General features: G+C 62.1%; 18 protein-coding genes. All 18 read right to left on the minus strand.

The window, feature by feature from the left end; all coding sequences use genetic code 11:
- Positions 1-55: 55 nt before the first annotated feature.
- Entirely contained in the window at positions 56-1,042 is a 987-nt protein-coding gene (gene rpoA, locus IRZ12_RS11945; protein WP_296468671.1) for a DNA-directed RNA polymerase subunit alpha, read from the minus strand.
- Positions 1,043-1,205: 163 nt separating this feature from the next.
- On the minus strand, positions 1,206-1,829 hold the full coding sequence (gene rpsD / locus IRZ12_RS11950; protein WP_296468674.1) for a 30S ribosomal protein S4: 624 nt from the start codon (positions 1,827-1,829) through the stop codon (positions 1,206-1,208).
- A 317-nt stretch (positions 1,830-2,146) separates the two neighbouring features.
- Positions 2,147-2,548: a 30S ribosomal protein S11 gene (gene rpsK / locus IRZ12_RS11955; protein WP_296468676.1), complete on the minus strand. Its 402-nt coding sequence runs from the start codon at positions 2,546-2,548 to the stop codon at positions 2,147-2,149.
- A 29-nt stretch (positions 2,549-2,577) separates the two neighbouring features.
- Positions 2,578-2,943 carry a 30S ribosomal protein S13 gene (rpsM, locus tag IRZ12_RS11960; protein ID WP_296468678.1) on the minus strand — a complete coding sequence of 122 codons (366 nt, stop codon included), beginning with the start codon at positions 2,941-2,943 and terminating at the stop codon, positions 2,578-2,580.
- Between the two features lie 34 nt (positions 2,944-2,977).
- A complete protein-coding gene (gene rpmJ / locus IRZ12_RS11965) occupies positions 2,978-3,091 on the minus strand; it encodes a 50S ribosomal protein L36 (protein WP_296468681.1) in 114 nt (37 codons plus the stop codon).
- 36 nt (positions 3,092-3,127) lie between these two features.
- Positions 3,128-3,346 (minus strand): translation initiation factor IF-1, encoded by a 219-nt coding sequence (gene infA, locus IRZ12_RS11970; RefSeq protein ID WP_296468683.1) that lies wholly within the window; start codon positions 3,344-3,346, stop codon positions 3,128-3,130.
- A 7-nt stretch (positions 3,347-3,353) separates the two neighbouring features.
- Positions 3,354-4,676 carry a preprotein translocase subunit SecY gene (gene secY, locus IRZ12_RS11975; RefSeq protein WP_296468685.1) on the minus strand — a complete coding sequence of 441 codons (1,323 nt, stop codon included), beginning with the start codon at positions 4,674-4,676 and terminating at the stop codon, positions 3,354-3,356.
- 19 nt (positions 4,677-4,695) lie between these two features.
- Positions 4,696-5,127, minus strand: a complete 432-nt coding sequence (gene rplO / locus IRZ12_RS11980; protein ID WP_296468687.1) for a 50S ribosomal protein L15 — start codon at positions 5,125-5,127, stop codon at positions 4,696-4,698.
- A gap of 10 nt (positions 5,128-5,137) precedes the next feature.
- A complete protein-coding gene (gene rpmD / locus IRZ12_RS11985) occupies positions 5,138-5,323 on the minus strand; it encodes a 50S ribosomal protein L30 (protein ID WP_296468689.1) in 186 nt (61 codons plus the stop codon).
- A 3-nt stretch (positions 5,324-5,326) separates the two neighbouring features.
- A complete protein-coding gene (gene rpsE / locus IRZ12_RS11990) occupies positions 5,327-5,848 on the minus strand; it encodes a 30S ribosomal protein S5 (protein WP_296468691.1) in 522 nt (173 codons plus the stop codon).
- Positions 5,849-5,859: 11 nt separating this feature from the next.
- Positions 5,860-6,225 carry a 50S ribosomal protein L18 gene (gene rplR, locus IRZ12_RS11995; RefSeq protein ID WP_296468693.1) on the minus strand — a complete coding sequence of 122 codons (366 nt, stop codon included), beginning with the start codon at positions 6,223-6,225 and terminating at the stop codon, positions 5,860-5,862.
- Between the two features lie 18 nt (positions 6,226-6,243).
- Positions 6,244-6,777, minus strand: coding sequence for a 50S ribosomal protein L6 (gene rplF, locus IRZ12_RS12000; RefSeq protein ID WP_296468696.1), 534 nt, complete (start codon positions 6,775-6,777; stop codon positions 6,244-6,246).
- Between the two features lie 9 nt (positions 6,778-6,786).
- Entirely contained in the window at positions 6,787-7,182 is a 396-nt protein-coding gene (rpsH, locus tag IRZ12_RS12005) for a 30S ribosomal protein S8 (RefSeq protein ID WP_296468698.1), read from the minus strand.
- A gap of 11 nt (positions 7,183-7,193) precedes the next feature.
- Complete coding sequence (gene rpsN, locus IRZ12_RS12010; protein WP_296468700.1) at positions 7,194-7,499, minus strand: 30S ribosomal protein S14; 306 nt, start codon at positions 7,497-7,499, stop codon at positions 7,194-7,196.
- 11 nt (positions 7,500-7,510) lie between these two features.
- Positions 7,511-8,050: a 50S ribosomal protein L5 gene (gene rplE, locus IRZ12_RS12015; protein WP_296468702.1), complete on the minus strand. Its 540-nt coding sequence runs from the start codon at positions 8,048-8,050 to the stop codon at positions 7,511-7,513.
- A 15-nt stretch (positions 8,051-8,065) separates the two neighbouring features.
- Positions 8,066-8,383, minus strand: coding sequence for a 50S ribosomal protein L24 (gene rplX, locus IRZ12_RS12020; protein WP_296468704.1), 318 nt, complete (start codon positions 8,381-8,383; stop codon positions 8,066-8,068).
- 10 nt (positions 8,384-8,393) lie between these two features.
- Positions 8,394-8,762, minus strand: a complete 369-nt coding sequence (gene rplN / locus IRZ12_RS12025) for a 50S ribosomal protein L14 (protein ID WP_296468706.1) — start codon at positions 8,760-8,762, stop codon at positions 8,394-8,396.
- 277 nt (positions 8,763-9,039) lie between these two features.
- A partial coding sequence (locus IRZ12_RS12030; protein ID WP_296468708.1) for a LysR family transcriptional regulator occupies positions 9,040-9,942 on the minus strand: 903 nt, incomplete at its 5' end.

Here is a 9,942-nt window from a genome sequence, read left to right on the forward strand (position 1 = left end):
TTCGGGCCTTAACTTGGGCTCACGCCCAAGTTAGCCTGCGCCGAAACTGGCCCCCTCAGGGCCTTTCCAGGCCCAGGGGGGGCCAGTTTTCCAGCTTCATGCCGAGGGTTAGGCCGCGGGCGGCCAGGACTTCCTTGATCTCGTTGAGCGACTTGCGGCCCAGGTTCGGGGTCTTGAGCAGCTCGTTCTCGGTACGCTGGATCAAGTCGCCGATGTAGTAAATGTTCTCCGCCTTCAGGCAGTTGGCCGAACGCACGGTGAGCTCGAGGTCGTCGACCGGGCGCAGCAGGATCGGGTCGATCTGCGGCGTGCCACGGGTCGGCGCTTCGATGGTTTCGGTCGAACCTTCCAGCGAAGCGAACACCGACAGCTGGTCCATCAGGATGCGGGCCGATTGGCGAACGGCTTCCTCCGGCGAGATCACGCCATTGGTCTCGATATCGAGCACCAGCTTGTCGAGGTCGGTACGCTGCTCCACGCGCGCGCTTTCCACGGTATAGCTGACACGACGGATCGGGCTGTACGAGGCGTCGAGCACGATGCGGCCGACGGTGCGGGAGTGATCGTCGGCAAAGCTGCGCAGGTTGCCCGGAACGTAGCCACGGCCCTTCTCCACCTTCACTTGCATTTCCAGACGGCCGTTGTCCGTCAGGTTGGCGATGACATGGTCGGGGTTGATGATTTCGACGTCATGCGACACTTCGATATCGCCTGCCGTCACGACGCCGGGACCTTGCTTGCGCAGGGTCAGCACGACTTCATCACGGTTGTGCAGCTTGAACACCACGCCCTTGAGGTTCAGCAGGATGTCGACCACGTCTTCGCGCACGCCGTCGATGGTGGAGTACTCGTGCACGACGCCCGTGATCTGGACTTCCGTGGGCGCGTAGCCAGCCATCGAAGACAACAGGATGCGGCGCAGCGCGTTGCCCAGCGTATGGCCATAGCCGCGCTCGAACGGCTCCATGATCACTTTGGCGTGATTCGGGCCCAGCGTTTCGACGTCGATGTTGCGCGGTTTCAGAAATGCGGCGTTTGCCATGAATCTTCCTTATCAATACCCTCGGCTCGTTACACCGATAAGGCTGGTGGAAAAAAACGCCTTGCAGCGTGAAAACCAGCGAACCGCCCCCCTCGAGGCAACGGCCCGCCAATAAAGCCAAAAGCCGCGCTGGAACAGCGCGGCTGTGCGAAGCCTGGAAAGCTTAGCGAGAATACAATTCCACGACCATGGATTCGTTGATGTCGCGGGCAACGTCGGCGCGGTCCGGCACTTGCTTGAAGGTACCTTCCAGCTTGGTGGTGTCCACGCTCACCCATTGCGGGAAGCCTTGGCTGGCGGCCAATTGCAGCGCTTCCTGGATACGGGCCTGCTTCTTGGCCTTTTCACGCACGGCGATCACGTCGCCCGGCTTGACCAGGATGGACGGCACGTTGGCGGTACGGCCGTTCAGCATCAACGCCTTGTGGCTGACCAGCTGACGCGCTTCGGCACGGGTCGAACCGAAGCCCATGCGGTACACCACGTTGTCCAGGCGCGACTCGAGCAGCTGGATGAGGTTTTCGCCGGTGTTGCCCTTGCGGCGCTCGGCCTCTTCGAAATAACGACGGAACTGCTTTTCCAGCACGCCGTACATGCGCTTGAGCTTTTGCTTCTCACGCAGCTGCAGGCCGTAGTCGGACGTGCGCGCGCCGGAAGTACGGCCATGCTGGCCGGGCTTGCTCTCGAACTTGCACTTGGAATCCAGCGAACGACGGGCGCTCTTCAGGAAGAGGTCCGTGCCTTCGCGGCGGGAAAGCTTACATTTGGGGCCAATATAACGTGCCACGATGCTTCCTTTTCTCTGTCAGGCCACGCACATGCGTGGCGAGGAGTCTGCCTTGATCTCGACGTTCGATGAACCTGGAACGCGGCAGACGGTGGTCTTACCCGACGCACCCGACCCATGCCGGCTGCGCCCCCTACGAATTACCAACTCAATTGGCAAGGCGCGTCATTCTACTGCGCTTCGCCACCCACCCCAAATCCCAGCTCGGTGCCGGGGCTTCCACCCGTTGGTGGGACGGAAGCCCGGAGATTCCGGGCGTTGGCCCGCCGGTACTCCGGAGCCGGCCTTCGGAATCGGTGTGGGTTGACGGACTCGCCTTAGATCCGGCGACGCTTCGGCGGACGGCAGCCGTTGTGCGGAACAGGCGTGATGTCCGAGATGCTCGAGATCTTGATGCCGAGCGCGTTCAGTGCGCGAACGGACGACTCACGGCCGGGGCCGGGACCCTTGATGCGCACTTCCAGCGTCTTGATGCCGTATTCCATCGCAACACGACCGGCCGACTCGGCCGCGACCTGCGCCGCGAAGGGCGTGGACTTGCGCGAGCCCTTGAAGCCAGCGCCGCCCGACGTCGCCCACGACAGCGCATTGCCTTGGCGGTCGGTAATCGTGATGATGGTGTTGTTGAAGGACGCGTGGACGTGCGCGATGCCGTCCGACACGTTCTTCTTGACTTTCTTGCGAACGCGCTGGGCGCCGCTGGAGGGGGATTTCGCCATTTCTGAATCCTTGACTGGGTATCAGCCGTTTACTTTTTGAGCGCAGCCGCGGCGCGACGCGGACCCTTGCGGGTGCGGGCGTTCGTGCGGGTACGCTGGCCACGCACGGGCAGGCCGCGCTTGTGGCGGAAACCACGATACGAGCCGAGGTCGATCAGACGCTTGATCGACAGCTGGATCTCACGGCGCAGGTCGCCTTCGACGGTGAAGCTGTTGACCTGCTCGCGGATGCGCTCGAGCTCGGCGTCGTTCAAATCCTTGACCTTCTTGTCGGTCGGCACACCGGCTGCTTCGCAGATTTTGCGAGCGCGCGAACGACCGATACCAAAGATAGCCGTCAGACCGATTTCGGTGTGCTGATGCGGCGGAATGTTGATGCCAGCGATACGGGCCATAACGTTTCCTTGAATACCTGAGTGCTAGCCGGGATCAGCCCTGGCGTTGCTTGTGGCGCGGGTCGGTGCAGATGACACGCACCACGCCCTTGCGCTTGATGACCTTGCAGTTCCGGCAAATTGCTTTGACCGATGCCATTACTTTCATGATTGACTCCTAATTCGTACCCGGCAAGCCTGGCGCTTACTTCGAGCGGAACACGATTCTTGCTCGGGACAGATCGTATGGGGTCAACTCCACCGTCACACGATCCCCCGGCAGGATGCGGATGTAATTCATCCGCATTTTTCCCGAGATATGTCCCAGCACGACATGGCCATTCTCGAGCTTTACACGAAACGTTGCATTGGGGAGGTTTTCCAGAACCTCGCCTTGCATCTGGATAACGTCGTCTTTGGCCATTTTCTCGTTACCGCACCGGTAGATTTCCGCCCTTGAAGTTGGCCTTCTTGAGCAAAGAATCGTATTGGTGCGACATCACGTAAGCCTGCACCTGGGCCATGAAATCCATCGTGACCACAACGATAATCAGCAAAGACGTGCCGCCGAAATAGAACGGCACATTCCAACGCAGGACCAGGAACTCCGGCAGCAGGCACACCAACGTGATGTAGATGGCGCCGGTGAACGTCAAGCGCATCAGGATCTTGTCGATGTACCGCGCAGTCTGCTCGCCCGGACGGATCCCCGGCACGAACGCGCCGCTCTTCTTCAGGTTGTCGGCAGTCTCGCGGCTGTTGAACACGAGCGCCGTGTAGAAGAAGCAGAAGAACACGATCGCGATGGCATACAGCGTGATGTACAGCGGCTGCCCAGGCGACAACGCCGCGGCCAAGTCCTTCAGCCAGCGCAGGCCGTCGCCGCTCGAGAACCAGCTGGCCACGGTGGCGGGGAACAGGATGATCGACGACGCGAAGATCGGCGGAATCACCCCGGCCATGTTCAGCTTGAGCGGCAGATGCGAGCTTTGGCCGCCATACACGCGGTTGCCCACCTGGCGCTTGGCGTAGTTGACGACGATCTTGCGTTGCCCGCGTTCCACGAACACGACGAAAGCCGTCACCAACACCACCAGCACGACGATGAACAGCGCCGACAGCACCGCCATGGCCCCGGTATTGACCAACTCGAACAAACCGGCCAACGCCTGGGGCAGGCCCGCCACGATACCCGAGAAAATCAGGATCGAAATGCCGTTGCCCAACCCGCGCTCGGTGATCTGCTCACCCAGCCACATCAGGAACATCGTTCCCGTGACCAACGAGATCATCGTGGTCACGCGGAACATCAGCCCGGGATCGATGACCAGGCCGGGCTGCGATTCCAGCGCGACCGAGATACCGACCGACTGCACCAACGCAAGCGCCAGCGTTCCGTAGCGCGTGTACTGCGTAATCTTGCGCCGCCCGGCCTCGCCTTCTTTCTTGATCGCTTCCAACGACGGCACGATGACCGTCATCAGCTGCATGATGATCGATGCCGAGATATACGGCATGATCCCCAGTGCAAAGATCGAGAAACGCGAAAGCGCACCGCCCGAGAACATGTTGAACAGGCCCAGTATCCCACCCTGGTTCTGACGGAACAGGGAAGTCAACTGGACCGGATCGATCCCGGGGACAGGGATGTGCGTACCGATCCGGTACACCACCAGGGCGAGCAGCAGGAAGACCAGCCGACGCTTCAGGTCGCCATACTTGCCGGTCTTGCCCAGTGCGTTCGCATTAGCCAAAGCTTCAGTCCTCGGTTATTCAGACCAGCGAACCGCCGGCGGCCTCGATCGCCGCCTTCGCACCTGCCGTGGCCGTCATGCCCTTGAGCACCACCTTGCGGGTGAGCTCGCCGGTCTTGATGACCTTGACGTAGCGCACTTGCTGACCCACCACGCCGGCCTGCTTGAGCGCTTGCACGTCGATTTCCTCGACCGGCAGGGCTTGCAGTTCGGACAGGCGGACCTGTGCATACAGGTGCTGCCCCATGGACTTGAATCCACGCTTGGGCAGACGGCGCTGCAGCGGCATTTGGCCGCCTTCGAAGCCTACCTTGTGGAAGCCGCCCGAACGCGACTTCTGGCCTTTGTGGCCGCGGCCGGCGGTCTTGCCGAGGCCGGAGCCGATGCCGCGACCGACGCGACGCTTGGCGTGCTTGGCGCCGGCGGCCGGCTTGAGCGTATTCAGTTGCATGCTAGACCTCTCAGGCTTCCGACACGGTGACCAAATAGGACACCTTGCGGATCATCCCGCGCACTTCCGGCGTGTCGGCCAGGACGCGCGAGCTATTCAGGCGGCGCAGACCCAGACCGCGCACCGTGGCGCGATGCGATTCGGGCGTTCCGATGGGGGAACGCACGAGCGTCACTTTGACGTTCTTCTTAGTCATGGCTTACCCCAGGATCTCTTCGACCGTCTTGCCGCGCTTGGCAGCCACTTCGGACGGAGTCGAGCACGCGCGCAGACCGTTGAGCGTCGCACGCACGAGGTTGTACGGGTTGGTCGAGCCGAGGCTCTTGGCCACCACGTTGCGGACGCCGAGCACGTCGAAGATGGCGCGCATCGGGCCGCCGGCGATCACGCCGGTACCTTCGACGGCGGGCGAGATCAGCACGGTCGAGGCGCCATGCTTGCCGACCACGTTGTGATACAGCGTGCCGTTCTTCAGCGGCACCTTGATCATCTTGCGGCGGGCTTCTTCCATGGCTTTCTGGACCGCGACAGGCACTTCGCGCGCCTTGCCCTTGCCCATGCCGACTCGGCCGTCGCCGTCGCCGACCACGGTCAGCGCAGCGAACCCGAGGATACGACCGCCCTTCACGACCTTCGTGACGCGGTTGACGGCGATCATCTTCTCGCGAAGACCGTCATCGCGCTCTTCAGCCGCTGCATTCTTGCCTTGCATCTTGGCCATGTAATCCTCGCTTAAAACTTCAGGCCGGCTTCACGCGCGGCGTCAGCCAGGGCCTTGACGCGGCCGTGGTAGCGGAAACCGCTGCGATCGAACGCGACGGTCTCGATACCGGCAGCCTTGGCCTTCTCGGCCACGCGCTTGCCCACCAGAGTTGCTGCGGCCACATTGCCGCCCTTGCCCGACGCGCCCGCCAGCTGTTGGCGCACTTCAGGCTCGACGGTCGAGGCGCTGACCAGCACCTTGTCGCCTTCCGGCGAAATGATGTTTGCGTAGATGTGCAGGTTAGAGCGGAACACCGACAGGCGATGCACGCGCAACTCGGCGATCTTCCGGCGGGTAGCAACCGCACGACGCAAACGAGCTTGCTTCTTGTCCATGATTCGTCCTTGCCCGCCTTATTTCTTCTTGGTCTCTTTGATGATGACCCGTTCATCCGCATAGCGGACGCCCTTGCCCTTGTAAGGCTCGGGCGGGCGATACGCACGGATTTCGGCGGCCACCTGACCAACACGTTGCTTGTCGGCGCCCTTGATCACGACTTCCGTCTGCGAGGGGCACTCGACCTTGATGCCGGCGGGCATCTTGTGCACGACGTCGTGCGAGAAACCCAGTTGCAGCTTGACCGAATCGCCTTGGGCCTGGGCACGGTAGCCCACGCCGACCAGGGTGAGCTTGCGCTCGAACCCCTTGCTGACGCCAGTCACCATGTTGTTGACCAGGGCGCGGAGGGTACCGGACATGGCCTTGGCTTCGCGGCTATCGTTGGCAGCGGCGAACGAGAGCTTGCCGCCGTCTTGCGTGATGTTGACCAAACCATTCAGGGGCTGGACCAGCGTGCCGAGCGGACCCTTGACGGTGATCTGGTCGGCAGCGATGTTGGCCTCGACACCCTTGGGCAGTTCGACGGGGTACTTAGCTATACGCGACATGTCGACTCCTTACGCCACGTAGCAGAGGACCTCGCCGCCCACGCCGTTGGCGCGCGCCTTGCGATCGGTCATCACGCCGCGGGAGGTGGACACGATGGCCACGCCCAGGCCATTCATGACCTGAGGAATGGAATGACGACCCTTGTAGATACGCAGGCCGGGCTTCGACACGCGCTCGATGCGCTCGATGACCGGACGGCCGGCGTAATACTTCAGGGTGATTTCGAGTTCGGGCTTGCCGTTGTTGGGCTTGACCTCGAAGTTCTCGATATAGCCCTCGTCCTTCAGCACGGTGGCGATGGCCACCTTCAGCTTCGAGGAGGGCATGGACACGGACGCCTTATCTACGCGCTGCGCATTGCGGATGCGCGTCAGCATATCGGCGATCGGATCGCTCATGCTCATGAATGACTCTCCTACCAGCTGGCCTTGGTCATGCCCGGAATCTCGCCGCGCATAGCCATCTCGCGCAGCTTGTTACGGGCCAGACCGAACTTGCGAAACACGCCACGGGGGCGACCGGTCACCGCACAGCGGTTGCGCTGGCGAGTGGGGTTGGCGTTACGGGGCAATTGCTGAAGTTTCAGCCGGGCCTGGTAACGTTCTTCGTCCGACTTGGACGCATCGTCGACGATAGCCTTGAGCGCGGCGCGCTTGGCGGCGTACTTGGCCACCAGCTTGGCGCGCTTGAGGTCGCGATTGATGAGTGAAAGCTTAGCCACTATTTCACCCCTTAATTACGGAACGGGAAGCGGAACGCCGACAACAGCGCCTTGGCTTCTTCGTCGGTCTTTGCCGTGGTCGTGATGCTGATATTCAGCCCACGAAGCGTATCGATCTTGTCGTACTCGATCTCGGGGAAGATGATCTGCTCTTTCACACCGATGTTGTAGTTGCCGCGACCGTCGAACGCACGGCCGGAGACACCACGGAAATCGCGCACGCGCGGCAGCGCAACGCTGATCAGGCGATCGAGGAATTCGTACATGCGGGCGCCGCGCAGGGTCACCATGCAGCCGATCGGATAATTCTCACGGATCTTGAAGCCGGCGATAGCCTTGCGCGACTTGGTCACCACGGCCTTCTGGCCGGCGATCTTGGTCAGGTCGCTGACGGCGTGCTCGATGACTTTCTTGTCCGCCACCGCTTCCGAGACACCCATGTTCAGGGTGATCTTGGTGATGCGGGGCACTTCCATCACGCTCTTGTACGAAAACTGCTTGGTCAGGTCGGCAACGACCTTCTCGCGGTAATAATCTTGAAGACGGGCCATGTTCTCTGCTCCCGCTTACGCTTTCGTCGCAATGGCTTCGCCATTGGAACGGAAAACGCGAACGTTCTTGCCGTCGACCTTCTTGATGCCCACGCGATCACCCTTACCGGTTGCGGGGTTGAAGATCGCCACATTGGAAATGTGGATGGGCATGGTCTTGTCGATGATGCCGCCGGGCTGGTTGGCCATCGGGTTCGGCTTCACGCTTTTCTTGACGACATTGACGCCCTCGACCACGACGCGGTCGCCCTTGACGGACAACACGATGCCGCGCTTGGACTTGTCCTTGCCGGTGAGGACGATGACCTCGTCGCCTTTACGGATCTTGTTCATCGCAGCCCCTTTACAGCACTTCTGGCGCCAGCGACACGATCTTCATGAACCGCTCGGTGCGCAGTTCGCGCGTGACGGGTCCGAAGATGCGAGTACCGATGGGCTCGAGCTTGGCGTTGAGCAACACAGCGGCATTGCCGCTGAAACGGATCAGCGAACCGTCCTTGCGACGGACGCCCTTGGCGGTACGAACCACCACGGCGTTGTAGATTTCGCCCTTCTTAACGCGACCGCGGGGGGCCGCATCCTTGACGCTCACCTTGATGACGTCGCCGATGCCGGCATAGCGGCGCTTGGAGCCGCCGAGCACCTTGATGCACATAACCGAGCGCGCACCGGTGTTGTCGGCCACGTCCAACGTGGTCTGCATTTGAATCATGGTTTACCCTGTTCCAACTTAACCCGAAACACCCGGCGCAACGCACCAGGCCTTCCGATCAGTTTTGGTCCCGTCAGGCCGGCAATCGCTTGCCCGCCCTGGGTTGAAATTCTGAAGCGCACACCGCAAAGAAAAAACGCGGGGCACGCGGCTCACCCCTGAGCTTCACTTCCGAACCGGCCTAAGAGCACGGCAGGCTTCTTTGGTAAAAACCACAGGTAAGCCAGCCATAATACCCGGCTCGCGGGGTTTTAGCAAGCCTTCTTTCGGAAAGTACTCATGAACCCAACAGCGGAGGCCGTTCGGCAAAGCGCAGGTCGACCTCAGCCTGCAGGAAGTCCAGCACCGCGCGGGTGCGCGGCGGGAGCCGGTCCGGCCTTCCGACGTAGACGGCGTGGATGGGCTCTAGGTCCCCGGGGTTGTAGGGTTCCAGCACGGGCACGAGCCGCCCCGCCTGCAGGTCGTCCCAGGCGTGATAGACGGACAGCCGTGCAAGGCCTGCGCCCTGCAAGGCCAGCTTGCGCATGACGTCGCCGTCGTTGACCCGGACGACCTGGCCGATGGGGACGTGGATGCGCTGTCCGTCGAGCTCGAACGGCCAACCTGGCACCTGCCTATGATAATTCCATCCCAAGCGCACGTGATGGTCGAGCTCGTCCGGATGCCGGGGCACGCCCCGTGCCGCCAGATAGCCCGGGCTGCCGACGACCACCTGCCGCGTCCGCCCCAGCAGGCGCGCCACCACGTCCGACGCCGGCAGGCGCCCCCATCGGATCGCGATGTCCACGCCCTCTTCGACCAAATCCACCACGTAATCGGTGAAATACAGGTCCAGCATCAAGCCGGGATGGCGCTCCAGCAACCGCGCGACCAGCGGCACCAGCAGCTTCTGGCCCGTCGATGAGCTGGCGCTGATGCGCACCCGGCCCTGCGGTTCCCCGCGACCGGCCACCGCCCGCTCGACCTCCTCCAGATCGGCGAGCACCCGCTTGCCCCGTTCGTAGAGCTGGCGCCCTTCAGGGGTCAGCTGCGCAAGGCGGGTAGTCCGCTTCAGCAACTGCACCCCGAGCCGGGATTCCAGCCTCGATAGGACCTTGCTGACTGCCGAGGGCGACACTTCCAGCCTCCGGGCGGCAGCCGACAAGCTGCCGCGCTCGGCGACTTCCACGAAAACTTCCAA

It is taken from the genome of Pigmentiphaga sp. (assembly GCF_019689535.1).
GTDB lineage: Bacteria > Pseudomonadota > Gammaproteobacteria > Burkholderiales > Burkholderiaceae_B > Pigmentiphaga.